Here is a 26,284-nt window from a genome sequence, read left to right as displayed (position 1 = left end):
CCTTTCTCACCACGCCCGCAGGTACTGCGCGGGCGCCTGCAACTCGCCTCCGAGCACCTTCGCGGCGCGACGCGGGAAGTACGGATCGCGCAACAGCTCCCGCGCCATCACCACGACGTCGGCATCGCCGCTCGCGACAATCCGCTCCGCCTGTTCCGGCTCCGTGATCAGCCCGACGGCGCCCGTGGCGATACGGGCTTCGCGACGGATGCGCGCCGCGAACGGCACCTGATATCCCGGCTCAACCGGAATCTTCTGCCGCGGCGACAGGCCGCCGCTGGAGGTGTCGACGAGATCGATGCCAAGCCCGCGCACGATGCGTGCCAGCTCGACGCTTTCCTCGATGTTCCACCCGCCCTCGACCCAGTCGGTCGCGGAAATGCGCAGCCAGAGCGGCAACCGCTCCGGCCAGACCTCGCGCACGGTCGCGATCACTTCGCGCAATGCGCGGGTACGACCGTCGAAGCCGCCGCCCCAGGCGTCCTCGCGCCGGTTCGACAACGGCGACAGGAATTGATGCAGAAGATAGCCATGCGCGGCGTGGAGTTCGATCAACTGGAAACCCGCCTCCAGCGCACGCAGCGTCGCCGCACGGAAATCGGCGACGACCTTGCCGATACCGTCGGCGTCGAGCGCCTGCGGCAGCGGGTAATCCTCACTGAAGCGGACCGCCGACGGTGCCACCGTCTGCCAACCGCCCTCGGCCGGCGGCACCTCGCCATGCCCAAGCCAGGGCGCGTGCGTGCTGGCCTTGCGCCCGGCATGCGCGAGCTGGATGCCCGGGACCGCACCCTGCGCCGCCACGAAGGCCGTGATCCGCGCCCAGGCCTCGGCCTGCGTGTCGTTCCAGAGGCCGGTGTCCTGCGGCGAAATCCGCCCTTCCGGCGACACGGCGGTGGCCTCGGTGATCACGGCGGCCGCACCGCCCACCGCGCGGCTGCCCAGATGCACGAGATGCCAGTCGTCCGGCATGCCGTCGACGGCCGAGTACTCGCACATGGGCGAGACGGCGATGCGGTTCTTCAGGGTGAGGCTGCGCTGCGGGAACGGGGCGAACAGGGCGCTCATGCGGGTTCGGTCTGCGGACGGCATTCCACTATAGGCAAGCACGGGGGGCGGCTCGGCATTGCCGGTGGATCACTGCATTGCGGCGACGTGGCAACATCGCGCCATGAACGAGGCATCGCCGCCCGACATCCTCCCCATTCCGCCCGACACGCAGACACGCGGCGTGCTGGTGGGTTTCAGCGGCGGCCTGGATTCCGGCGTGCTGCTGCACCTGCTCGCGCGGCAACCGGCGATGCGCGAACGCGGATTGCGCGCGATCCATGTGCATCACGGCCTGCATGCCGATGCGGATGCCTGGGCGGAGCATTGCCGCGAGGTCTGCCTGTCGCTCGATGTGCCACTGCAGGTCGTGCGTGTCGAAGTCGACCGCGACGGCGGCCAGGGAATCGAAGCCGCCGCGCGCGCGGCGCGACGGCGCGCATTCGCCGAGGCCCTGAGCGAGAACGAAATCCTGGCCCTCGCCCATCATCGGGACGATCAGGCCGAGACGTTCCTGCTGCGCGCCCTCCGCGCATCCGGCACGGACGGACTGGCTGCCATGCATCCATGGCGACGCTTCGGACACGCCTGGTTGTGGCGCCCCTTGCTCGAAACACCGCGCGGTGCATTGCTGACCTATGCACGGGCACATGGCCTGCATTGGATCGATGATCCGAGCAACAGCAGCCTCGACCACGACCGCAATTTCCTGCGCCACCGCATCCTGCCGCTGCTGCGCGAGCGCTGGCCTGAATCCGATGCCGCGCTCGCGCGTTCGGCGCAGCTGTCTGGTGAAACACAGACATTGCTCGAGGAAGACGATGCCACGGCACTCGCAAGCGCACGCACGCTCGATCCCCAAGCCTTGTCCGCGCCTCGCCTGCTCGCGCTGCCACTTGCGCGCCGCGCGCGCGTGCTCAGGCGCTGGATCGAATCGCTCGCACTGCCACCCTTGCCGGCGCAAGGCGTTTCTCAGATCGAAACCGTCCTGCTCACGGCCACCGACGATCGGGAAAGCGAATTCGCCTGGCACGGCGCCATCATCCGGCGCTGGCGTGACCTGCTGCACGCCGGCATGCAATGCGCGCCGCTGCCGCAGGATTGGCATGCCGCGTGGGATGGCCGGGCACCGCTCGTGCTACCCGCAGGCGGTTCGTTGCTTCTCGAAGGAACGGACGGCTTCGAGTCCCCGCTCGAAGCCGGCACGCGGCGCGGCGGGGAACGCATCGTCCTGCCCGGGCGCACGCATTCGCACGCGCTCAAGCACGTGCTGCAGGACCTCGGCGTTCCGCCCTGGGAACGCGAGCGCCTGCCGATCCTCCGCAACGCCGCCGGCGAAGTGCTGGCGGCGGGCGATCTCGTCTATTCGGCGACCTTCGATGCCTGGCTGCGCGCGAACGGCTCACGGCTATGCTGGGCTCAGAAGCATACTTACGAGCCATCGCGCGTGCGCCAATGAGCGCCTGGCCACGCATGGCCAGGCCGACTCGCCGAAGCCAGCCCATTGCGCCATGGATGGCCTCGATACATCCGTCGAAACATCCTTTGGACCGTTGACGTAAACTGCGCCCATGGCACGCAAATCCTCCGCGGAAACCTCCCCCGTCGCCGATTTCGAGAACTCGCTCGAAGCGCTCGAGCAACTCGTCGAGAAGATGGAGCACGGCGAGATGAGCCTGGAGGAATCGCTGGCCGCCTACGAACGCGGCGTCGGCCTGTATCGCCGCTGCCAACAGGCACTGGAACAGGCCGAGCTGCGCGTGCGCCTGCTCAGCGATCCCGAGAATCCCGCCGCCGCCGAACCGTTCGGCACGCCGCGCGCCGAAGACGTCTGAGCCCGACCGCGTGAGTTCGTCCGCAGTCGACACATCGATCGAAGCCTGGCGCCTGCGCGCCGATGCCGCGCTCGCGCGCGTGCTGCCCGATCCTGGCATCACCCCGCACCGCCTGCATGCCGCGATGCGCCATGCCGTGCTGCTCGGCGGCAAGCGGATGCGGCCGCTGCTCGTGTACGCCGCTGGCGCCGTGTTCAAGGACGCCGCTGGCGCCGATGCCGCGCTGTTCGACGCGCCGGCCGCCGCGGTGGAACTGATCCACGCCTATTCGCTGGTGCACGACGACCTGCCGGCGATGGACGACGACGCCCTGCGCCGTGGCCAGCCCACCGTGCATGTCGCCTACGACGAAGCCATCGCCATCCTCGCCGGCGACGCGCTGCAGTCGCTGGCATTCGCGACGCTGGCCGACGCGCCCGCGAGCGCGGACGCGCGCGTGGCGATGCTGCGCGAACTCGCCGCCGCCGCCAGCGGCATGTGCGGCGGACAGGCCCTGGATATCGACGCCACCGGCGCGGCGGACGCGACCGCGCTCGCCGATCTCGAACGCCTGCACGCGATGAAGACCGGCGCGCTGTTGCGTGCCTCCGTGCGGCTCGGCGCGATCGCGGCGGGCGCCGACGCCGACGCGCGCGCATTGCTCGATCGCTATGCCGACGCGCTCGGGCTGGCCTTCCAGATCCGCGACGACCTGCTCGACGTCGAAGGCGACAGCGCCACGCTCGGCAAGACCGCCGGCAAGGACGCGGCCCAGGCCAAGGCGACCTTCCCCGCCCTCATCGGTTTGGAGGCTTCACGCGAGCGCCTCGTGACCCTTGCGCGCACCATGCAGGATGCACTGCAACCGTTCGGGGATCGCGCGGCGGCGCTCGCCGCGCTCGGACGTCGAGCCATCGAGCGCATGCACTAGAAGTTTCCGGCCTGTTTCTTCCCAAACCGAACTTCTTTTTCTCGTCATTCCCACGAAGGCGGGAATGACGAGCGTTACGCTCAACGCAGCAGACGCAGCGTCAACGGATACCGATATTCCTCGCCATTCCACGCCTTGATCGCGGCGATGATGCTGCACACCAGCCACATCACCGCGATGGCCATGGCCAGTGCCGCCAGCAGCAAGCCCGCAGGCGCGGTGACGATCGCGCCGATGCCCAGCGTCAGCACGGTCGCGCCCACCAGCACCACGCCAACCGCGACGGCAATGCACGCGTACAGGAACATGCTGATATTGAAATTGACCGCCTCGCGCGCATGCGCGGCCACGAAGGCGGAGTCGTTGCGCTTGATCAGATAGATGACGCCCGCGGCCAGCACGCCGGCCAGACCCGCGGCCCAGCTGGTGAGGAAGGCGAGCAGCAACGCCGACAGATGTGCCATCGCCGCCCAGTGGCGTTCGCTCTCGCCGACGGATTGCATGGACGAATCGTTGAAGGTGGTGTCTTGCATCGCGGCTCTCCGGCCGGAAACGTTCCGGCCCGTGACTCACGATCGGGGCATTCGCCCGCGACTCAATCCGACCGAAGTCACCCAACCGATGGCCTACCCAGGCCCTGAGATGGATATTCAGGCGCGAATCAGGCCAGCAGGCCGTCCAGGGCGCGCACGCTCCTGCTGTTGGGGAAGATCTTCGTCTCCAGCGCCGATTCCGGCACGCCCAGATGCTCGCCGAGCGCGCCCTTGAACAACGCGCGCAGATCGGCGGTCGCACGCAGATCGCGGCCGTCGTTCAATTGCGCGGGCTGGAGGCCCGGCCAATCGCCGAGCATGCGCCCGCCACGCACGCCGCCGCCGGCCACCAGTGCCAGCCCGCCGGTGCCGTGATCGGTGCCGCCGGTGCCGTTCACCGCGACGGTGCGGCCGAATTCGGTGACCACCACCACCATCGTGCGCGCCCAAGCGTCGCCGAAGCCATCGCGCGCGGCACGCAGGCCGGCATCGAGTTCGGCAAACTTGCGTTGTAACGCCGCGGCCTGGCCACGATGCGTGTCCCAGCCGCTGTCCTCGACGAAACCGACACGCAAGCCGCCCGCGCCTGTCATCAGCTGCGCCGCCGCCGTCATCGCCTGCGGCAAACCGAAGCCGCCGCGCTTGCCGCCGCTTTGCATCTGATTGATCTCGGGCGCATTGACGGCATCGGCGTACACATTCGCGAGCTGCTTGTCCGCCGCGTACAACGGCTGCAGCTGCTGCAACAGCGTGGCCTGGATTTCCTGCGTCAACGGTGGCGACCAGGTTTCCGCGCGACGCGTGCCGCGCAGCGACAGCGGCATCACCGGCGCGAGCGCCACGCCTTCCACCTTCGGCATCGCGTCGACGCAACGTCCGAGCCAGCCGTCGCGCGCGCCGTCGGGGCTTGCGGTGCCGTTCTCCAGACAATCCTGCGCCTCGAAATGCGAGCGCTGCCGATACGGCGGCGCGATGGCGAGCATCGGCAGCAATTGGCGCTTGCCGTACAGTTCGTGCGCGAATTTCATCTGCGGATGCAAGGCGAAATTTCCATCGAGCTTGAGCCCGTCCTGCACCGCCAGCGCGCCGCGCGCGCGCAGGTACGCGGGATCGGCGTATGGCGGCAGCAGATGCAAGCCGTCCATCGCGCCGCGCAGCATCACCACGAGCAGACGCGTGTCCGTGGTCTTGTTCGATTGCGCGGCGAGCGCACCGATGCCGGGCCATACCGTCAACAACGCGGTACCGCCGACACCCAGCACGAAACGGCGACGAGAGAGATTCATCGTCAGGTCCTCCATTGGAAGGCGGGGCTGGCGAACAGCAGGGCGTAGCCTTCCCGCGGCGAGCCCGCACGCTGCAACATCGAAGCAAAATCTCCACGTACCACTGCTTCGCCAAGCGCTTCGTTCGCCATCTGCAACGGCGTGCGATCACCCGCGACACGATTGGCGAAGGTTTCGGCGATCTGCAATCGCTTGCGCAGCGCATCGCCGGCCGCCCAGTCGCCGGTCGTATCGGGAAAGCCCGCTGGCGAGCGCGGAGTGAAGATCGGCTGGCCGAGTTCGCGCAACAGATTCGGCAGCGACCCGGGACGCTGATCGAGCGTGAATCCGCCCGCACGCATTGCCGACACCACGAAGTCATCCGGCGTCTTGAACTTGCGCGCCGTCGGCGCCCAGGCGGTATCGTCGTCGACCAGCGCCGCGTACAGCGCGATGAGCTGGCCACCGCTGTCGAGATAGGCCTTCGCCATCCGCCGCACCAGCGCGTCCGGCGGTGCATCGGCGACGAAATGCCGCGCCAGCTTCAGGCTCAGATGCCGGGCGGTGGCCGGATGCACGGCGAGATCGCGCAGCACCGCCCTGCCCTGCGCCTCGCCGTCCTCGGCGTAGCTTTTGCCCATGATGCGTCGCGCGCCAGGCTCGTGCGCGTTGGCGCGGAACACGAAGCCGCTGCGCGCATCGGTGAGCTGGCGCGGCGCCGGCACGCTCCAGCCGGTGATCGCACGCGCGAACTCGGTGACGTCGGCCTGCGTGTAGCCACCGTTCACGCCGAGCGTGTGCAACTCCATGATCTCGCGCGCCAGGTTCTCGTTGAGGCCGAGCTTGCGCATCGGCATGCCGTCGTCGCCATTGCCTCCCTTGCGCTGCGCACGCACGGCCTGCCAGTGCACCAGTTTCGAATCGCCGCCGACCGAGGCGACGTTGTCGAGGTAGCGCAGCATCGCCGGGTGGGTTTCCACGGCGAACAGCATGTCGCCGAAATGGCCGAGCACATGCGGGCGGATCGCCTCGCGCTCCATCGGCGCGGCATACAGACGCGCCGTCGACTTGTCGATGGAGACGGCGAAATGGTTCGACCAGAAACGCACGAGACGTTCGACGAACGGCTGATCCGTGGTCACCGCATAGCGATAACGCGCCGCGATGTCGGCAAGACCTAGCTGCGTCAGTTCACGGCGTTCGGGCGACAGTGCTTGTTTAGTGGGAACCGCGGGCATGCGCGCGGCCATGTCCGGGATCCGCGCGGGCGTCGGCGCCGGATCCGTATCGCCCTTCTGCATACGACGAAGCTGCTGATAGGCGGCCTCGCGCCGCAGCAACTCCAGACTATTCGGCAATTCCTGAAATGCCGTCGATGCCGGCTGCTTGCGCAACTGCGCATGCAGCCAACCGCGCGCATCGGATGCCGCGGACAATTCACCGGGCTTCGCACCAAGCCCGAATCGGTTGGTGGCGCTGGCCGCCTCTTGTGCTGACATTGCACCACTCCAGAAGCAGAGACGGCATTATCAACGCACGTGGTGGCGGTAAGTTGACCGCCACCGAACCGGAGAGATGCAATTATTCGTTACAGAACGGTTATTCCGTGCTGAACCGGCAACGCCGAGCGCGTCGGCGTTGCCGGTTTTGTTCACGCGATTACTTGATCAGACGCAGCGCGAACGGATAACGATAGGCCACACCTTCGTTGGCCTTGATGCCACCGATGATGCTGAAGATCAGGCATGCCACCCATGCGGCCAGGTTGATCAGGGCACCGATCAGGATGATCGAAAGGATGATGCCGATCACATAGACGATCAGCAGCGTGATCTGGAAGTTCAGGGCTTCCTTGGACTGGTCGTTGAGGAAGCTCTTCTCCGGCTTGTCCTTGTTGATCAACCAGACGATCAGCGGGACGATAAATCCGAGGACAATGCCCGACAAATGCACGATCAGTGCAAGGGTTCTGTCCTCCTGCGGCGCAGCACCCGTCGGCGCGGGTGGAGGCGTGGTTGCTTCGTTGAAATCGCTCATCATGAACTCCCCGGAATGACGGGCACGGGGCATCCGCGCCCGAAAGCGAAAGAGTACATCGAAAGCACGCTGGCTGCGCGCTCAGTCCGAGCCGGCCACCGTCATCCGACCGATCAGGATCGAGCCCGTGTGCAGGTGCGAGCGAGGGTCGATATCACTTCCCACCGCCTCGATGCCTTGGAACATGCGCTTCAGATTGCCGGCGATGGTGATGCCATCGACCGGATAGGCGATTTCGCCGTTCTCCACCCAGAAACCGCCCGCGCCGCGCGAGTAGTCACCCGTGATGCCGTTCACACCTTGCCCCATCAGCTCGGTGACGAGCAGGCCGCGCCCCATACCGCGCAGCATTGTTTCGAGGCTTGCCCCGGACTCCGATCCGGAAGCGCCGGCACCGCCAGCCGCGACCTCGAGATTGTGCATGCCGCCCGCGTTCGCGGTCGTCTGTAGGCCGAGCTTGCGCGCGGAATAGCTGCCGAGCACGTAACGCTGCAGCACGCCGCCCTCGATCAGCGCCGACTCGCGCGTGGCCACGCCCTCGCTGTCGAACGCGGCCGAACGCAGTCCGCGCATCAGCCACGGTCGCTCGACGATGGAGAACCAGTCCGGAAACAGCTGCGTGCCGACGCTGTCGACCAGGAAACTGGCGCGCCGGTACAGCGCGCCGCCGGAGACCGCGCCGATGAGATGGCCAATCAGCGAACGCGCCATCTCGGCGGCGAACAGCACCGGATATTCGCCGGTGGGCAGTTGCCGTGGCGACAGGCGTGCCAGCGCGCGTTGCGCAGCACGGCGTCCAATCGCGGCGGGCGATTCCAGATCCGATTCGGCCAATGCAACGCTGTACCAGCCGTCGCGCTGCATGTCCTCGCCGCGACCGGCGATCAGTGCGCAGCCGATGCTGTGCTGGGTATCGCGCTCCCGGCCGATGAAGCCATGGGAATTGGCGTACACGACCAGCGATTCGTTACTGCCGACCGAGGCGCCGTCAGAATTGCCGATGCGCGTGTCGACGTCGCGGCCGGCCGCCTCGCATGCCAGCGCGAGGTCGATCGCGCGGTCGGCATCGAGCGCCCAGGGATGCCAGGTGTCGAATTCACGCAGGTCCGTCGCCATCAGTTCGGGCTCGGCGAGGCCCGCGGCCGGGTCGTCCTCGGTGAACTCCGCGATCGCGCAGGCCTGGTCGACGGTCGCATCGAGGCTGTCCTCGCGCAGGTCCGCCGTGCTGGCGCTGCCCTTGCGCTTCCCGAAATAGACGGTGACGCCGATGCTGCGGTCGCGCGTCGACTCCACGGTTTCCACCGCGCCCATGCGCACGTTCACGCTGAGGCCGCGGTCTTCCGAACAGGACACCTCGGCCTGGGTCGCGCCACGGGTGCGCGCGCGCGCGAGCAGGCGCTGCGACAGTTCGGCGAGCGCGTCCAGGCGCCCCTGGCTGTCGTCACGGGCGGATACGGCGGCGGGATCGATGATTGCGTTCAATGGACTATCCTATTGCCTTGTTCATGCCTTGATTGGATCGCTCGCGCCTGCGCGAAACGACACGATCATGCTGTTTTTTGGAGTTGACGATGCGCGGGCGCGACGAAGCCACCGGCGAATTTCTTTCACCCAGCCGCACCCAGCAGCGGCGCGAAGCGCTCGACGTGCTGGCGCTGGCGCACCAGTTGGCCGACCTCGACGCCGGCAAGCTCGCGAAGCTGCCGATCCCCGAGCACCTGCTTCCGCACATCGCCGAGGCGCGACGCATCACCTCGCACATCGCCCGCAAGCGCCAGATGGCGTATCTCGCCAAGCAGATGCGCCGCGAGGAGGACGAGACGCTGGATGCCATCCGCGACGCGCTCGACGCCGGCGGCGAGGCTGCGCGGCGCGAGAACGCGTTGCTGCATCGTGCCGAGTCCTGGCGCGAGCGCTTGCTCGAGGAAGGCGATGCGGCGCTCGGTGAACTGCTCGACGCGCATCCCGGCGCCGATCGTCAACGCCTGCGCACGCTGATCCGCAATGCGGGAGACGAGCGGGCGAAGAACAAACCGCCGCACAGCTATCGGGAGTTGTTTCGCGAGTTGCGCGAATTGCTCGGAAACGAAAAGCCGGAAGCAGAAGACGAAGCCCCGGAAGGCTGAGCGCTTTTGCTCGTCATTCCCGCGCAGGCGGGAATTCATGGACGTTGTCCCGCCGCCATCCATGGCCGGGTGTTCGAGATCGCAGCAGACGCCTTGTGGGCGTCCGCCAAGCATGCGCGCTCTCACGCCTTCGTCCCGCCCACCGTCAGCTGATCGATCAGCAGCGACGGCTGCCCAACGCCCACCGGCACGCTCTGCCCATCCTTGCCGCAGACGCCGACGCCTTCGTCCAGCGCCAGATCGTGGCCGATCATCTTCACGCGCTGCATGGTTTCCGGACCGTTGCCGATCAGCGTGGCGCCCTTCACTGGCGCGGTGATCTTGCCATCCTCGATCAGATAGGCCTCGGTGGCGGAGAACACGTACTTGCCGTTGGTGATGTCGACCTGGCCACCGCCGAAATTCACCGCGTACAGGCCGCGCTTCACCGAGCGGATCATCTCTTCCGGATCGTCCTGCCCGGCCAGCATGTAGGTGTTCGTCATGCGCGGCATCACCAGATGCGCGAACGATTCACGGCGGCCGTTGCCGGTCGGCTTGGCGCCCATCAGGCGCGCGTTGAGCGTGTCCTGCATGTAACCGGTCAACACGCCATCCTCGATCAGCGTGGTGCACTGCGTCGGCGTGCCTTCATCGTCGATGTTGAGCGAGCCGCGACGATTGGCGAGCGTACCGTCGTCGACGATGGTGACGCCCTTCGACGCCACGCGCTGGCCCATGCGACCGGCATAGGTCGAGGTGCCCTTGCGATTGAAATCACCTTCCAGCCCGTGCCCGACCGCCTCATGCAACAGCACACCCGGCCAGCCGGAACCAAGCACCACCGGCATCACGCCGGCAGGCGCATCGATGGCTTCCAGGTTCACCAGCGCCTGGCGCAGCGCTTCGCGCGCGAACTTTTCCGGCTTGCCGTCGCCCAGCAGCTCTTCGTAGGAATAACGCCCGCCATAGCCGGCGTAGCCGGATTCGCGGCGGCCGTCCTGTTCGACGATCACCTGGACGTTGAGCCGCACCAGCGGACGCACATCGCCGGCGAGCACGCCGTCGCTGCGCGCGACCAGGATCGTGTCGACGCCGCCGGACAGGCTCACCACCACCTGCTTCACGCGCGGATCGGCGGCCCGCAGCAGTTTGTCGACGCGCCGCAGCGCCTCGACCTTGGCGGTATTGCCGAGCGCGTCCACCGGGTCCTGCGCTGCATATAACGAACGTCCCGCCCCTGCGATCAGCGACCGCGCGCTGTGCGCATCACCTTCCCGCGCGATGGCGCGCGCGGATTGCGCCGCCGCCAGCAGTGCCTGGCCGTTGATGTCGTCGGAATAGGCGAAACCGGTCTTCTCGCCCGAGATCGCCCGCACGCCGACGCCCTGCTCGATCGAATGCGCACCGTCCTTGACGATGCCGTCTTCCACCGTCCAGCTTTCGCGTCTCGCGTGCTGGAAATACAGGTCACCGAAATCGATGCCCGGCCCCAGCAGGGTGCCAAAGGCGCGCTCCAGCCCCGATGCATCGAGGCCGGCGGGCGACAGCAGGAGGGACTGGGCGAGAACGAGAGGACTGTCTTGGTTAGGCATGAACGTTGAGGTTGGGGCGGCGCGCAGGGATCGCAAGCGATCCGGCGGCCGCGCCCACCGGAACACTGGGGAAAGAGCAGATTAACGCGTATCCGCCGTCAGCGTTTGTCGACGGCCGGTGCGCTCTTGCTGCTCGCCACTTCCACCTTCGGATCCTTCCAGGGTCCGGTGACGCGATAGGTCTTGGCGCTGACCGCCCCCAGCGGCTTGCCCAGCACCGCATTGGCCGCGGCGCCCACCGCCGCACCGACGGGACCGCCGACGAGCGCACCGGCCACGGTCAGCAGGTTGCCGGATTTCGGCTGCACCTCGATCGTCTGATCGAAGGTCTGCGAGCGCAGATCGGCGGCGCCGCTGATCTGAATGTTGGCCGCGGGCCCTTCGATCTTCATGTCGTTGCTGCGCGCTTGGCCGGCGCCGAAACTCACGCCACCGCCGATCCGGTTGAAGGCGAATCCCTTGGAGAAGAAATCGCGGAAATCGAGCATCAGCCGCCGCGGCAGCTGCGCGACGCTGAGCAGGCCGAGCACGCGGCCAGCGCCCGGCTCCACCTGCACCAGCTGACCGTCCTTGATCGCCAGCGACAGCGAACCTTCCAGCGCGGCGACCTTGAATCCACCCGGCGCGCCCGGCCAGGCCGCATCCAGATGCGCATCGCCATGACCGCCCGCGAGCCGTCCACCGAAGCCGAAACCAGCCAGCAGGGCGCCGAAATCCCCGCTTTTCACATCGACCTTGAGCCGCGTGCGCGCCGCGGCACCGCGTCCGAGCCAATCGCCGCTCGCATCCACCTGCTGCTTCGGTGCGCGCGTCTGCAGTTGCTCGATGCGCAGGCCCGCTGGCACCGGACGCGTGTGCAGCGTCGCCTGCCCAAGCTGGGCTTCGCCGAAACGCAGATCGTCGACGGACAGCTGCAACGGTGGAATGTTCGCCGGATTGATCGTGTTCGCATCATCGGCCGGCGGTGTGGCAGCGGCATTCGCTGCCGTTGTCGTGGATGGCTTCGCGTCGGGCTTCGCCGTCGTCCAGTACAACCGGTCGAATTTGCCGACGATCGCCGCGCCTTCCGCGCGCGGCAGCGTCACGGTACCGGCCAGCGAGGCGCTCTCGACCTGCACCGCCGTTCCGCCTGTTGCCAGCGACGCGGTGAGGCGGGCATTGGCGAAACTGCCGCCGACGAGATTGAGGCGATCCGCGTTGACATCCGCGCGCTGCAGCGCCAGCCCTTTGCCCTCCCCGCCCATCGTCAGCGCCGCCCAGTCGATCGCATCGAGCGTGGGCGTCCGGCCGCTCACGATCAGGCCAGACGCCGGCGGCACCTCGGTCACCTGATGGCTGCCGAGCACGATGCGGATGCCGGTGCGCCCGTTCGCGCTGCGCGCGCGCAACGCCATCCGCTGTCCGAACGCGACCGAGATATCGCCCTCGCCGAGCGGCAGCGGCGTTTCAATTTTGGTGGGCAAGGCCACTGACGCCGGTTTGTTCAACGGCGCCGGCAGCGCGAACCGCGTTCCGACCAGATCGGAGCGCAGCTGCAGCAACGTCGGCGGAGCAATCGCCGATGCGGATGCCGGCGTCTTCGGAATCGTCACACCCACCGTCCACGTCGAACGCCCGTCGACGTGCGGCTTCAACCACGCCATGTCGGAAACGCGATCGAGCAGCGCATCGGCATCGCTCACCGTGTTGAGTTCGGCCTCGAACGCCTGCGATGCATCACGCACATGACCGGGTCCCGTGCGCAACGACAGCGTTCCGGGGCTTCCTTCGTGCAACGCGCGCAGCCGCTCCGCATCGAAACCTTTCTCGTCGTACTTCGCCGTGCCGCGCACATCTTCGAACGCGAGCTTCCAGCGCTTCTCGCCGAGCCTGGCGCCCTCCAGCGCCACGGTGCCGGCGATCCTCGGCACGTAGGGATCGGGCACACCGCGATGCAACGGGATATCGAGCGCGAACTGCGATGCGAGCGGCCCGCTGGCGCTCAGATTGTCGAGCGTCTCGCCGATGCGCTTGTGCAGCGGGCTCTGCCGCATCAACGTCAGCGCCGCGCCGGCATCCCCGGCGATGTCGGCGCGCACGGCCAGCTCGGCCTTGTCGAAGCGCGGAATGCCGGCCTCGAGCTTCGTGATCGGCACACCGGCGATCGCGCCCTTGCCTTTCACCGTGAATCCGTCGGCGAGGAAATTCACCTCGCCGTCGAGATGATCGATCTGCGGCCACTCCGGCTGGAACTTCACGATCGCGTCGGCGAGATGCGCATCCGCTTCGAACAGGCCTTTCGCCGCCTGCCCCGGCTCGCTGCGGAACGGCCAATCGTCGAGATCTCCAGACACCACGGCGCGACCGTTCTGCACATGACCATCCACCAGCCCGTTGTCGAGCCAGCGCACGGTATTGACCGACATCCGGTGCCGCACCCAGAAGCGCTTGGCGGTCGGCACGGCGACGTCGTCGAGCTTCGCGGCCAGATCGATGTAGGGCTTGGTGCCGTCGCCCTGGAACCACAGGCCGCCGCGCACGTCGGCGCCGTAGCCGACGCCGTCGATGCGCAGCGCGCCGGTTTCCACCTTCCAGCCGGCGCCTTCGCGCCAACCGGCGATGCTGCCGTACAGATGCACATCGTGCGGCGCGCCGAAACCCGGCGGCCAGTCGAAACGGAATGTCGTCGCCGGATCGAAAGCGAAGGTGAACCCGTCGCCATCGCCATCCAGCGTGCCCGAGAGCCCGCTGATGCCGGGCGTGGTGCCGTGCGCCGCGAAACGCAGATTCTCGATGCGGCCGCGCACGCGCACCGGACCATCGACACGGCCTGCCACTTCGATGCCATGCAGCAGCGTCTCCGGCTTGCTGTCCAGCAGCCAGGTGCGCGTGCCCGGATCGAGGCGATCGCTCAAGGCCGCGAGTGCGAACAGCGGACTGGCATTGACGCGATCGGCCAGCAGCGCGAAGCGTTTCCCACCGGCGACGACGAAACCGTCGAGCGTCTGCGGCTCGCGCTTGCTGCCCAGACGCAGACGCGATGCATCGAAACGCCAACCGTCCGCGTCCATGCGCACGCGCCCGTCTACTTCAAGACGCTCGAAATCGATGAATGGCACCACCGTTCGGCCCGCGATCGCCGCGCCTTGCAGGCGCAGATCGGCCAGTTCGGATTCCACGGTCACGCCGGTCACGCGATGCTTGCTCAGATCGGCCCAGACTTCGATGCGGCCGCTGCCGCGCGCCACCGCGACGCCCGCGAAGTGCAACAGCGACGTCCAGGCCGACAGATCGGCATCCTCGGCGATCAGATAGCTGCGACCATCACCGCTGCGGCGATTGAAATCGGACCGGGTTTCGAATGTCCCTCCAGCCGATGTGCCGCCGGCTGAAGTCGTGTCCTCGCGCAGGCGCGCGCGCGCGCCGATGCGGACGCGCTCGCCATCCACGCGCAGGCGCAGGTCGATCTGCGGAATCTGCGTGCGGATGCCGATGCCAGGCGCATCGACGCGCAACTTGCCGCCGATGACCTGCAATTCGCCCAATCCCTCCAGCGGCGCGAACGGATCCTCCGTCGACTGGCGTTCGCCCGGCAAACCGCGCACATGCCAGCGGCCGGCATCGTCACGCTGCAAGGTGAGGTCGAGACCGCGCAGACGCAGTTCGGTAAAGGAACGTCCCGGCAACAGACCGGCGTACTGCGAGACGAGGATTTCCGCGGTGCCGATCTGCAACGTCTCCGTGCCGTCGCCGATGCGCAGACCTTCCAGTTGCAGCAACGGGCCGCGACGCGTCCATTGCGTCTTGAGTCGATCGAAATGCACGGGACGATGCACCCGCTCGCCAAGCCATTCGGCCACCCACTGCGGATGCCGCTCGGCCAGCGGCAGCAACTGGCTGACCACGCCGGCCGTCAGCGCCATCAACACCAGCACGATCGCGATCGCGTACCACGCCCAGCGGCGGAGATGGCGGAGGTTGCGGCGCAGCGTCGACATCAGCCCGCCATTGCCAAGCGATACGACTCAAAGCAGCACGACATCGAACTGCTCCTGCAGATACTGCTCGTCGGCCTGGAAACGGATCGACTTGCTGAGGAATTCCTCCAGTTCCGCCACGGCCGCGGATTCCTCGTCGGTGATGCGCGCCACCACCTTGGGCGATGCGATCACCAGCAGCCGCGCGGCCTCGAACTGGCGCACGGCGCGCACGATCTCGCGGAAGATCTCGTAGGTCACGGTCTCGGCGGTCTTGAGCATGCCGCGGCCGCCGCATTCGTGGCAGGGCTCGCTGAGCTGGCGCTGCAGGCTCTCCACCGTGCGCTTGCGCGTCATCTCGACCAGGCCCAGCGGCGAGAAGTCGTAGACCGTGGTTTTGGCGTGATCCTTCGCCAGTGATTTCTCCAGTGTGCGCAGCACCTGACGGCGATGTTCCGCATCGTTCATGTCGATGAAATCGATAATGATGATGCCGCCGAGATTGCGCAAGCGCAGCTGGCGCGCCACCGCCTGCGCCGCCTCCAGATTGGTACGGTAGACGGTTTCCTCCAGATTGCGCTGGCCAAGGAAGGAACCGGTGTTGACGTCGACCGTGGTCATCGCCTCGGTCTGGTCGATGACCAGATAGCCGCCGGATTTCAGCGGGACTTCCTTCTCCAGCGCGCGCTGGATCTCGTCCTCCACGCCATACAGATCGAAGACCGGCCGCGCACCGCTGTAGTGCTCGATCTTCTCGGCGAGGTCGGGCATGTACTGCGCGGCGAAGGCGCGAAGGCGATCGCAGGTTTCGCGCGAATCGACCTTCACCCGTTCGACGTCGCGCCGCATCAGATCGCGCACCGCGCGCATCGGCAGCGTCAGGTCCTCGTACACGCAGGTACCCACGCGCGCCTCGCGCACGCGCTGCTCGATCAGCGCCCAGGCGCGGCCGAGATAGGCGATGTCTTCCGCCAGCGCTTCCGAGGCCTGGCCTTCGGCATTGGTGCGCACGATGTAGCCGTGATGGCTGCCCTGGATGGCGAGTTCGCTCACGAGCGCTTTCAAGCGCAGGCGCTCGATCTCGTCCTCGATGCGCGCCGACACACCCACCACCCGCGACTGCGGCAGCAGCACCAGATAGCGCGACGGGATGCTGATCTGCGTGGTCAGTCGCGCGCCCTTGCTGCCGATGGGGTCCTTCACCACCTGCACCACGATCTCCTGCCCTTCACGCAGCAGTTCACTGATCGGCGGCACGGGTGGCGGCGGCGGACGCACTCCGTCGTCGCCTTCGATGTCCTCGCCCTTCAGCGCATCGCCGCGCAGCTCGGCCGCCGGCAGTGTGCGCATGACGTCATTGGCGTGCAGGAAGGCCGCGCGTTCCAACCCGATTTCGACGAACGCCGCCTGCATCCCGGGCATCACCCGCTGGACCTTGCCCTTGTAGATGTTGCCGACCACGCCGCGGCTCCAGCCACGCTCGATGTGCAGCTCCTGCAGCATGCCGTTCTCGACCACGGCGACGCGGGTTTCGCGCGGGGTGACGTTGACCAGGATTTCCTCGGTCATGCCGGCTGATCTGTCGGAAGCATGGAAGGGATAACGCGCCGCGCCGCCTCCGGGTGGACACCGAACTCCCGCAGCAGCCGCGCCGTTTCGTGCAACGGCAGCCCCATCACCCCGGAATAGCTGCCCGACAGGTGCCGCACGAACGCCTCGGCCGCCCCCTGGATGGCATACGCCCCCGCCTTGCCGCGCGGCTCGCCGCTGGCGACGTAGGCTGTGATGGCGGCATCGTCCAGCGCGGCGAAGCTGACCTCGGTGACGCTGACCGCCTCGGCCACGCGCCCGTTCGAGGCCAGCGCCACCACCGAGATCACCTCGTGCGTGCGCCCCGACAGCCGGCGCAGCATCGCCGCCGCGTCGGCATCGTCGCGGGGCTTGCCGAAGACCTCATCGTCCAGCACCACCTCGGTATCGGCCGCCAGCACCGTGGCGTCGGCATCCACACGCTGCAGCCCGGCCGCGGCTTTCTCGTGCGCGACCCGCTTCACGTAGCCCAGAGGCGACTCGCCGGGCTCGCGACGTTCGGGGATGTCGATGTCCAGCACCTCGAACGCCAGCCCGAAACGGGCCAGCAGTTCGCGGCGGCGCGGCGATTGCGAAGCGAGATACAGCATCGGACAAGGATACCCTGCGGCCCATCAACGCCCTGGATGATGGATCATTTAACCCCGTTCCGACTCACGACCCGTTCACTAGGGACTGACAACCCTAGCCCTCGTCCGAAAAGGAGAGTTCCATGCCCCGCATCACCCTTCGCCCGCTGCTGCTCGCCAGCGCCCTAGCCCTGAGTGTGACCACGATGACCACCGCCTGCGCCCAGAACGCCGCCCCCGCCTACGCTACCAGCGACGGCACCCTGCTCTCGGTTTCCGCCCAGGCCGAGGCCAAGCGGACGCCCGACGTCGCCACGCTCTCCACCGGCGTCGTCACCCGGGCCACGGACGCCAACGCCGCCCTGCGTGCCAACGCCGAGCAGATGACCAAGGTGATGTCCACGATCAAGTCCGCCGGCATCGCCGAGAAGGACATCCAGACCAGCGGCATCAACGTCAACCCGAACTACAAGTACAACGAGAACCAGCCGCCGCAGATCACTGGCTACGAAGCCAGCAACACCGTCAACATCAAGGTCCGCGACATCAGCAAGCTCGGCAAGGTGCTCGACGCCCTCGTCGCCAGCGGCGCCAACCAGGTCAACGGCCCGAGCTTCGAGATCGACGAGCCGGAAGCCGTCTACGACGAAGCCCGCCGCGCTGCGCTGGAGAAGGCGCAAAAGCGCGCCGAGATGTACGCCAAGTCGCTGGGGATGCAGGTGAAGCGGATCGTGAGCGTCAGCGAAGGCGGTGGATTCCGTCCGCCGGTGCCGATGATGGCGATGCGTGCCGCCAAGGCCGAGGCGTTCGATGCCTCCTCGCCGGTTTCGCCCGGCGAGACCACGCTGAGCGCGAATCTCGACGTCGTGTTCGAGCTTGGCCGCTGATCCGCTTTAAGGCTGCCGTGCATCGCGCACGGCGGCCGCGGACTTTATAGCGACACAAAGAAGAAGAGCCCCTTGCTTCGGCAAGGGGCTCTTTGTTTACTGCGATGAAACGTACCGCTTGTATTACTTAAAGGTGTACTTCGCACCGATCGTGAAGTAACGGCCGATCGCACCCGCGACATCCAGCGGGTTGTAGTGCAGCGCACCGTAGGTGGTCAGATCGAGCGGAGCGATACGATCGGTCACGTTCTGCACCGAACCGAACACTTCCCACGAATCCGTCGCCTTCCAGTTGGCCGACAGGTCGATCGAGTAGAACGACGGGATTTCGCAACTACCGGGGGCGTCACGGCCATCCGCATACGCCGTCACGCAGGAGTACTGACCTTTGTCCGCATCCCACTCGGAACCGTTAAGCGGTTCGGTGTTATCGAACTTCCCGCGATAGTTGACTACACCGCTCACGCTCCAATCCGAATAATCCCAGGTCAACCCCAGGTTGATGCGGTTCTTCGGAGTGCCGATGCAGTTCGTTACGTTGCAGTTGTCGTGCGTACCAGCGAAGTTCGTGGTCACGCCGCCATCCGTGCGCTCCCAGGTGATCAGATGGCTCCATTGCATGTCGAGACGCAGCTTGCCGTAATCACCCAGGTCGAAGCGCTGATTGAAGTCCAGATCGACGCCACGAACCTTCGACGAGGTCGCATTGATGTATGGCGTGAAGATCGCCAACAGTGATCCGGTACCCGGGATACCGTTGATCAAGTCGTCGCCGCGCAAGAACAGACCTTGTTCGATCGCCTGGTCGGAGCTGAGTTGTGTGATCTCGTTGGTGCGCTTGATCTGCCAAGCATCGATCGCGAGCGACATGCTTTCTATCGGCTGCAGCACAAAGCCGGCGCTGTAGCTCTTCGACTCTTCGGGCTTCAGGTTGGGATTGGGCTGATTGGCAAAGGCAACCGTCGGGTTGCACTGCACATCGGCGGGCCAGCCGGGAGGAAGAGGGTCCGAAGGGCAGCGCACGTTATCCAGCACAGTGGCGAAACCCACAGACGAGCCATCCGTCTCTGCCAGATTCGGCGCCCGGAAACCTTCCGCGTAGGAGGCGCGAAGCGCGATCCAATCGGCCGGCTTCCACTTCACACCGAACTTCGGCGTGAAGGAATTCTCGCCGCCCTTGTAGCTATCGAAGCGACCGGCCACGCTGAGTTCCAACGACTCCAGCACCGGGGCATTCAACTCGACATAAGCTGCGCTTACGGTCTGACTGCCGCTGAAAGCCGAGTAACCCAGACCGATGATGTCGCCAACATCGGTATAGGTCGTCGGGTTCAGCGTCGCGGTCGAACGGCGCCACTCGGCACCGACGGCCAAGCCCAGTGCGCCCCCCTTCAGATCCATCAGTGAACGCGAGAACTTCACGTCCACCAGGTCCAAGCCGGTATCAGCGGTGGAGCGGATCGTCGGCGAAACCGCGTTGAGCACGGACTGCGGGGTCTGCCCGGCATTGGCACCCAGGCGCAGCCATCCGCCGTACGCGTTGTTGCCGTTGGTCAGCACTTCGTCAAGGACACTCTTGCGGATATAGCCGTTGAGCACGTTGTCCAGCGAGGTCTGCGAATGCAGGTAGCCGACATCGTAATCCCACGCGCCGACCGTGCCCTTCACGCCGACGAGCGCACGCATGAAGTCGTTTTCGAGCTCGCCGCGACGCGTACCGACATTCGGGAACATGGAGTAACGGAACGGCCCCTCGATGCCGAGGTTGTTGTCCGGATGATCGGCGCTAATGATCGTAGCGTTGGCACCATCGTTACTGTTGACAACCCCCCCCGGGAAACCAGAGATACCTGCTACGCCAGAAGGTGTTCCGGCGAAGGCGCTCTTCTTCTTCGAGTAACCAAACTCGGTGTACAGCTCCGCCGAGTCGGACAGTACAAAGGTGCCGCGCGCGAAGACGTTGACATAGCTCTCTTCGGGCAACAGATCGGCGAACTGGTTCGGATCCCAGAGGCAGCCGCCGCCCGAGCCCGTCTGATCAGCGATGTTGGTCAGCGCAGCGCAATCGCCAGGATTGCCGAGCGCCTGGAACCTATTGTCCGGGCCGCCACGCACAGCTCCAACCGGCGACGAGCCTGCCGAACTGCCGCTGCCGTTAATTCGGCCGGCCAGGTTGCTATCGATCAGACTGTAGCCCCAACGACGCGAGTCGCCGCTACCGATCCACTTGCGGTCGTGACGATCCTTGATGCGAATCTTGTCGGTTTTGGCCCCTTCAACGCTGAAGAAGAAGTTGTAGCCATCGGCACTGAGATCGCCGGTACCCCAAGCGATCGAGCCCTTACGCTCTTCGCCGTCGCCTTCTTCGGAGATGCCGTAGGAACCCTTGACCACCGCACCGGTGAAGTCGCGGCGCAGGATGACGTTGACAACGCCCGCGATGGCATCGGAACCGTAGATCGCTGAAGCGCCGTCTTTCAACACTTCGACGCGTTCAACCATCTCCAACGGGATGGTGCTCAGGTCGGTGAAGGTCTTCGAACCGTCGTCGGCCAGACCGAACGGCGCCATACGGCGGCCGTTGAGCAGCACCAGCGTGGAGCCGGCGCCCAGGCCACGCAGAGACACGCCAGTACCACCGGCAGCGAAGCCGTTGCCGAAGCTCTTGGGGATCGTGCCTGCGCCGTCGACCGTCAGCGTCTGCAGGTAGTCGGCGAGATTCGTCTTACCCGTACGGTCGATCTCCTGACGGGAGATCACCTGCACAGGCGAAGATGTTTCGGTATCAGTGCGGGGGATGTTGGAACCAGTGACCTGGATACGGTCGAGCGTCTTGGGTTCTTCGCCGGAAGCATCCTGCGCGAAGGCGGTACCTGCGGTTGCGAACGCCGCGGAACCGACAGCGAGCGCTAGCGCGATCGCATCGCGCAGCGTGTGGGTCTTCGTAGTCATGTTGTTCTCTCTCTAAGGTCTTCAAGATGCGTGACAACCGTCCCAGAAACACGCTGACACTAGCCGTCAAGCTCAATAAACATCAATTATTTCAATCACTTATTGCATCCATGCATCATCCTTTCAGCATGGACGGCCGATTCTATGGCGGTTTCGGATGTAATTAAAGTGCCGTTAAGTACACCCAACCTCAGCTCCATCGCACAGCTGCACACTTCTCGCGCTAAGCGAAATCAAACACGCTGCATGCCAATGAAGTAAACAAGGGCGCTCTACGATGTGGCACGCGCAGCAACGCGACACGGCGTTCGCTTTGATTATTCGTGGCACAAAAAAGAAGAACCCCTTGCCGAAGCAAGGGGTTCTTTGTTTGCCACGATGAAACCGTATTACTTGAAGGTGTACTTCACACCAACCGTGTAATAACGGCCAAGCGCACCGTCAAAATCCATCGGGTTGTAGTTGATGGCGCCGTAGGTCAACGGATCGAGCGGAGCAATCTTGTCCGTCACGTTGGACACCGAACCGAACACTTCCCAATTGTCGCTCGGCTTCCAGCGCCCGGACAGATCGATGGTATAGAACGATCCCAGCGAACAGCCACGCGGAGCATTCGTGCCGTCGGCGAAGTGAGATGCGCAGTTCTCATCAGCAGGACTGACCAGCGTGACCCGCTCGGCCGTGTTCGTCATGCTTGTACGCCAGTTCACTACACTGCTGACGCTGAAGTCGTTGACATCCCAAGTGACACCGAAGTTCGCCTTGTCCTTTGGCGTACCGATGCAGTTGGTGACATCGCAGTTGCCATGGGTTCCTGCGAACTCATGCTTGGTGCCATCCACATCCTCTCGTTCAAAGGAGTTGATGCGGGTCCACTGCAGGTCGAGCGTCAGCTTGCCGTAGTCACCCAACTCAAAGCGCTGGCGAATATCCAGGTCCCAACCGCTCACAGTCGTGGCGCTTGCGTTCTCATAACCGACCAGAACCGCAAGAATGGTGCCGCTGTTGGGGGTGCCAGGGATGTCGTTGTCGCCACGAATCACGTTGGGACCACCAGCCGCGATCGCGGCATCGGTGCTGCCACCGAAGATTTCGTCCTCACGCTTGATCCGGAATGCATCCAAGGTCAACGAAGTATTCGGCGTCGGCTCAAACACCAGACCGACCGTGTAGCTCTTGGATTTCTCAGGCTTCAGGTCAGGATTGGGCGAAGTAATGATGGCAACGTTACCCGCATTGCAATCCTGAGGCTCATGACCTGGCGCAGCGCATCGAACCGGGTCACGCGCGGTACTGAAGGCTGCAATACCACCATCACCCGACTCTGCCGCGTTCGGAGCGCGGAAACCTTCCGCATACGTTGCGCGCAACGCAAGCCAGTTGACAGGCTTCCACTTGATTCCGACTTTCGGCGTGGTGGAGTTATCGCCATCCTTGTAGCTGTCGAAACGCAGCGCGCCGGTCAGCTCCAGGGTCTCCAACACGGGGGCGACCAATTCAGCATACGCACTCGCGATTTCTTCAGTACCGTCGTAAGCGGAATATCCGAGGCCAATGATGTCGCCGAGATCGGTGAAGGTCGTCGGCGTCAGGCTCACCGACTGACGGCGATACTCGGCACCGACCGCAAGACCAAGCGCACCACCGCGCAGATCAGCCAGAGTTCTCGATGCCTTGGCGTCGACGATATCCAGGTCACTGCTGCCCTTGGAAGAAATCGTGGGCGCAATGTAGTCGTACAGTGCTTGCGAGTTCAGATGAGAATTGGCACCGATGCGCCAATAACCCACAGGACTGTTGGGATCGGTCAACGCCGTCAACACATGGCTGTATTGGAGGAATCCTTTACGCTCATTGGTCAGGCGAGTTTGCGAGTGCAAATAACCAACGTCGTAATCCCAAGCGCCTGCCGTACCCTTGACGCCGGCCAAGAAGCGCACGAAGTCCATGTCGGTATTGTTGACGCGCGGACCAACATCGAATGCCGTATAACGAAGACGAGCGGCCGCGCCATACGGATTATCCGGATGGTCTGCGCCAAGCACGGTCGCCCCGGGGCCGCTATTGGCACTTACCGGTCCGCCCGGATAACCCCATGCACCGGATACGCCCGACGGAGTGTTGTGGAACTCGCTCTTCTTCTTCGAATAGCTGAACTCGGTGTAGAGTTCGGCGTTGTCGTTGATGGCGAACGTTCCGCGGGTGAAGAGGTTCACGTAAGACTCTTCGGGAGTCAGGTCACGGAACTGCGCCACGTCCCAAAGGCAGCCGCCAGCCGGATCCTGCGGGCTCACATCGGAGAACTGCGAGCAGCCCGGCAACGACGCGAATAGATGCGTGGCCGGATCTTCCAAGGCGCCGGTCGGGCCACCACCCGCAGCCGTGCCACCGCCAGTGATACGGCCAGGCAGATTGCCGCCGATACCGTAGCCCCAGGGGCGCGTATCACCGGTGCCGATCCACTTGCGGTTACGACGGTCGGTGAGCTTGATTCTGTCGCTCTTGGCGCCCTCAAGGCTGAAGAAGAAGTTGTAGCCATCCGCGGAGATGTCGCCCCAGCCGGCCGTGATCGATCCCTTGCGGGTATCGCCGTCGCCGTCGCCGGAAATGCCGTATGAGCCCTTCACGGTAACGCCTGTGAAATCCTTACGCAGGATGATGTTCACGACACCTGCGATGGCGTCGGAACCGTACACCGCCGATGCGCCGTCCTTCAGTACGTCGATACGCTCGACGGCTTCCAACGGAATGGTGCTCAGGTCCGTGTAAACCTTTTGACCATCGTCAGCGAGGCCATACGGCGCCATACGGCGACCGTTCAACAGGACCAGCGTCGAGCCCGCGCCGAGACCACGCAGCGAGATAGCAGCACCACCAGGTGAAAAGCCGTTGCCGAAGGTCTTGGGAACGGATCCCTGACCGTCCATCGTCAGTGTCTGCAGATATTCGGCGACAGTGGTCTTGCCCGTGCGATCGATCTCTTCGCGCGTGATCACCTGCACCGGCGAAGCGGTCTCGGTATCGGTACGCGGGATGTTGGAGCCGGTGACCTCGATGCGATCGAGGGTCTTGGGCTCTTCCTGGGCTGCCGCGGTGCCGGCGAAGGCAACGACGCCCGTCGTCATCGCCAGCGCGATGGCATCGCGCAGGCAGTTACGTCTGAAGTTCATCTCTCTCTCCAAAAATGAAATAACAAATTTTGCTCCCCGCTTGGGCGATCCCTAAGATTGCCGGGCCAAAGCCCCTAGCCCGACCACCCAGAGGCCGATACTAGATGGGTTTTAACAATATTTAAACCCTGCCGGGAAATCTTGACATCCGGTTCAGGAAATATGTGATTTTGGTTCCAGTCAGGAAACCCGGCTCGCCCGCAAGGCATCAGGAAGGGGGCGAGGCCTCGCTTCCAACCTGTAAGAAATTCAATGATTTGAAGCTCTTACGGAGACGGATGCGTTCTGACGCGAACCGACTGTTCCGGGGATGCGCTGATCGGTCGACCCCGCCGATTCGAAATCCGAGGCACCTGCCCACCCCACCCTCTTGCACCGCAGCATCGAACTAGCGCAATTTTGATTCGCCGTGGCGTCCGGATCGCAGGACCTAACCCCGGATGTGGGCTACGCGCGTTATCGATTGTGCTGTGCAACCAATGGAGGTGGGTCATGGTGCTGCAACACGCTCGCTCTTCTTTTCATATCCCCTGGGACAAGGTCGAAGCCTCTCGCATCGTTGCTACGACAGGTGCGATCGCGCTCAACATAGCGATCCTGATGTTGTTGCTAGTGCCAGCAGCACGTCTGCTGCCTCAGCCGGACAAGCCGTTTATCTGGTACATGCCGCCGGAGAAGGTAACTCCGCCCCCGACTCCACCACCGACAACGGTTCCCGTTACCCCCACCACTCAGCCCACGGCACGGATACCCGTCGTGACGCCTCCCGCTGTCGATCCACCGCTATCGGAGCAAATCATCGATCCGATGGGCACGATACCTGCCGATCCCGTCGTCACTACGCCTGCCGTCACCGCGCCACCCACAACGATCGCTTCAACCGAGCCTATAGCTGGCGCGCATTTGGAATATCTGCATGCGCCGCCGCCGAAGTACACCCGCGAGCTCATGATGGCGCGCGCGGAGGGAACGGTATTGTTGCAAGTGTTGGTTGATGTCGATGGCAAACCGCTGGAAGTCAAGATTCTGAAGAGCAGCGGCACACGGCAGCTCGACGAACTGGCACGGCGCACCGTGTTGAAGTGGGCCTTCCGGCCGGCGACGCGCGACGGACAGCCGGTACAGGCAATCGGCAACATCCCGATCGACTTCAAGCTCCAATGATTGGATAGACAATCAATACGAAAGCCCGCCATCAAGGCGGGCTTTCTTTTCCACAGACACCTGTTTCAGAAACGCAGCCTGCTCTCGTTCCGCGGCGGAATGTGGATCGGGCGCCCCGTATCGCCAATGTTTTACGCGCGGTGATAAGGATGATTCGCCAGCAACGCCGCAGCGCGATACAGCTGCTCGGCCAACACCAGCCGCACCAGCATGTGCGGCAACGTCAACGGCCCCAGCGACCACCGCTCGTCCGCACGTGTGAGCACTTCCGCAGCATGTCCTTCCGGCCCGCCGATCAGGAATGCGAGATCGCGCCCCTGCCCGCGCCAATGTTCGAGACGCTGGGCCAGTTGTTCGGAGGTGTGCAGCGTCCCGCGCCCATCAAGCACGACGACATGCGCCTGCTTCGGCAACGCGGCCAGCACGCGCGCGCCTTCGTCCTGGGTGGCGCGTGCGACGTCGCGATTCTTGCCGCGAAGTCCCGGCGCGATCTCGACCAGATCGAGCGGCAGCCAGTGCGAGAGGCGTTTGCGATATTCGGCGAAGCCTTCCGCAACCCAGTCCGGTGCGTTTTCGCCGACAGCGATCAGGCGGGCTTTCATGCGCGGATAGTAGCCTCAGCGACACGAGCCGCTCCGCCCCTGCTCCCATCCGTCATCGACGGACGAG

The 26,284-nt window shown here is 65.0% G+C and carries 19 protein-coding genes; 6 read left to right on the top strand and 13 right to left on the bottom strand.

Annotated features, from left to right (window positions below; all coding sequences use genetic code 11):
• Positions 1 to 6 precede the first annotated feature (6 nt).
• Positions 7 to 1,068 carry an NADH:flavin oxidoreductase/NADH oxidase gene (locus tag AC1RNP_RS14905; protein ID WP_493052066.1) on the bottom strand — a complete coding sequence of 354 codons (1,062 nt, stop codon included), beginning with the start codon at positions 1,066 to 1,068 and terminating at the stop codon, positions 7 to 9.
• A 103-nt stretch (positions 1,069 to 1,171) separates the two neighbouring features.
• Here AC1RNP_RS14905 and tilS point away from each other — a divergent pair, with 103 nt between their 5' ends.
• The 3 genes from tilS (at position 1,172) to AC1RNP_RS14890 (ending at position 3,792) form a co-directional block, all read left to right on the top strand.
• The gene (tilS, locus tag AC1RNP_RS14900) at positions 1,172 to 2,506 is read left to right on the top strand and encodes a tRNA lysidine(34) synthetase TilS (RefSeq protein ID WP_493052065.1); all 1,335 of its coding nucleotides are present in this window, start codon (positions 1,172 to 1,174) and stop codon (positions 2,504 to 2,506) included.
• 112 nt (positions 2,507 to 2,618) lie between these two features.
• Complete coding sequence (locus AC1RNP_RS14895; protein WP_493052064.1) at positions 2,619 to 2,882, top strand: exodeoxyribonuclease VII small subunit; 264 nt, start codon at positions 2,619 to 2,621, stop codon at positions 2,880 to 2,882.
• Positions 2,883 to 2,892: 10 nt separating this feature from the next.
• On the top strand, positions 2,893 to 3,792 hold the full coding sequence (locus tag AC1RNP_RS14890; protein WP_493052063.1) for a polyprenyl synthetase family protein: 900 nt from the start codon (positions 2,893 to 2,895) through the stop codon (positions 3,790 to 3,792).
• Between the two features lie 80 nt (positions 3,793 to 3,872).
• On the opposite strand, the gene AC1RNP_RS14885 is transcribed toward AC1RNP_RS14890, so the two are convergent.
• The 5 genes from AC1RNP_RS14885 to pmbA form a co-directional block, all read right to left on the bottom strand.
• Complete coding sequence (locus AC1RNP_RS14885) at positions 3,873 to 4,325, bottom strand: DUF4870 domain-containing protein (protein ID WP_493052062.1); 453 nt, start codon at positions 4,323 to 4,325, stop codon at positions 3,873 to 3,875.
• Between the two features lie 128 nt (positions 4,326 to 4,453).
• Positions 4,454 to 5,611, bottom strand: coding sequence for a DUF1501 domain-containing protein (locus tag AC1RNP_RS14880; RefSeq protein WP_493052061.1), 1,158 nt, complete (start codon positions 5,609 to 5,611; stop codon positions 4,454 to 4,456).
• A gap of 2 nt (positions 5,612 to 5,613) precedes the next feature.
• On the bottom strand, positions 5,614 to 7,089 hold the full coding sequence (locus tag AC1RNP_RS14875; RefSeq protein ID WP_493052060.1) for a DUF1800 domain-containing protein: 1,476 nt from the start codon (positions 7,087 to 7,089) through the stop codon (positions 5,614 to 5,616).
• 160 nt (positions 7,090 to 7,249) lie between these two features.
• Positions 7,250 to 7,627: a DUF4870 domain-containing protein gene (locus AC1RNP_RS14870; RefSeq protein WP_226470059.1), complete on the bottom strand. Its 378-nt coding sequence runs from the start codon at positions 7,625 to 7,627 to the stop codon at positions 7,250 to 7,252.
• Positions 7,628 to 7,708: 81 nt separating this feature from the next.
• Complete coding sequence (pmbA, locus tag AC1RNP_RS14865; protein ID WP_493052185.1) at positions 7,709 to 9,100, bottom strand: metalloprotease PmbA; 1,392 nt, start codon at positions 9,098 to 9,100, stop codon at positions 7,709 to 7,711.
• A 98-nt stretch (positions 9,101 to 9,198) separates the two neighbouring features.
• On the opposite strand from pmbA, the gene yjgA reads away from it, so the two are divergent.
• Positions 9,199 to 9,753, top strand: coding sequence for a ribosome biogenesis factor YjgA (gene yjgA / locus AC1RNP_RS14860; protein WP_493052059.1), 555 nt, complete (start codon positions 9,199 to 9,201; stop codon positions 9,751 to 9,753).
• 122 nt (positions 9,754 to 9,875) lie between these two features.
• On the opposite strand, the gene tldD is transcribed toward yjgA, so the two are convergent.
• The 4 genes from tldD to AC1RNP_RS14840 all read right to left on the bottom strand — a co-directional run bounded on the left by tldD (position 9,876) and on the right by AC1RNP_RS14840 (position 17,463).
• On the bottom strand, positions 9,876 to 11,327 hold the full coding sequence (gene tldD / locus AC1RNP_RS14855; RefSeq protein ID WP_493052058.1) for a metalloprotease TldD: 1,452 nt from the start codon (positions 11,325 to 11,327) through the stop codon (positions 9,876 to 9,878).
• A gap of 98 nt (positions 11,328 to 11,425) precedes the next feature.
• The gene (locus AC1RNP_RS14850; RefSeq protein ID WP_493052057.1) at positions 11,426 to 15,304 is read right to left on the bottom strand and encodes a YhdP family protein; all 3,879 of its coding nucleotides are present in this window, start codon (positions 15,302 to 15,304) and stop codon (positions 11,426 to 11,428) included.
• 27 nt (positions 15,305 to 15,331) lie between these two features.
• Positions 15,332 to 16,852 carry a ribonuclease G gene (gene rng / locus AC1RNP_RS14845; RefSeq protein WP_493052056.1) on the bottom strand — a complete coding sequence of 507 codons (1,521 nt, stop codon included), beginning with the start codon at positions 16,850 to 16,852 and terminating at the stop codon, positions 15,332 to 15,334.
• Positions 16,849 to 17,463, bottom strand: a complete 615-nt coding sequence (locus AC1RNP_RS14840; protein ID WP_493052055.1) for a Maf family protein — start codon at positions 17,461 to 17,463, stop codon at positions 16,849 to 16,851. The genes rng and AC1RNP_RS14840 overlap by 4 nt, the downstream gene beginning before the upstream one ends.
• Positions 17,464 to 17,585: 122 nt before the next feature.
• Here AC1RNP_RS14840 and AC1RNP_RS14835 point away from each other — a divergent pair, with 122 nt between their 5' ends.
• Entirely contained in the window at positions 17,586 to 18,329 is a 744-nt protein-coding gene (locus AC1RNP_RS14835) for an SIMPL domain-containing protein (RefSeq protein ID WP_493052054.1), read from the top strand.
• A gap of 123 nt (positions 18,330 to 18,452) precedes the next feature.
• On the opposite strand, the gene AC1RNP_RS14830 is transcribed toward AC1RNP_RS14835, so the two are convergent.
• Both AC1RNP_RS14830 and AC1RNP_RS14825 read right to left on the bottom strand, forming a co-directional pair.
• Entirely contained in the window at positions 18,453 to 21,281 is a 2,829-nt protein-coding gene (locus tag AC1RNP_RS14830; protein WP_493052053.1) for a TonB-dependent receptor, read from the bottom strand.
• A 389-nt stretch (positions 21,282 to 21,670) separates the two neighbouring features.
• Complete coding sequence (locus AC1RNP_RS14825; protein WP_493052052.1) at positions 21,671 to 24,451, bottom strand: TonB-dependent receptor; 2,781 nt, start codon at positions 24,449 to 24,451, stop codon at positions 21,671 to 21,673.
• Between the two features lie 492 nt (positions 24,452 to 24,943).
• On the opposite strand from AC1RNP_RS14825, the gene AC1RNP_RS14820 reads away from it, so the two are divergent.
• A complete protein-coding gene (locus AC1RNP_RS14820; RefSeq protein ID WP_493052051.1) occupies positions 24,944 to 25,615 on the top strand; it encodes an energy transducer TonB in 672 nt (223 codons plus the stop codon).
• Between the two features lie 131 nt (positions 25,616 to 25,746).
• On the opposite strand, the gene rlmH is transcribed toward AC1RNP_RS14820, so the two are convergent.
• Positions 25,747 to 26,217, bottom strand: coding sequence for a 23S rRNA (pseudouridine(1915)-N(3))-methyltransferase RlmH (rlmH, locus tag AC1RNP_RS14815; RefSeq protein WP_493052050.1), 471 nt, complete (start codon positions 26,215 to 26,217; stop codon positions 25,747 to 25,749).
• Positions 26,218 to 26,284 lie beyond the last annotated feature (67 nt).

It is taken from the genome of Luteimonas sp. GW821-FHT14E02 (assembly GCF_058803905.1).
This window is presented reverse-complemented; position numbering and strand designations above follow the sequence as displayed.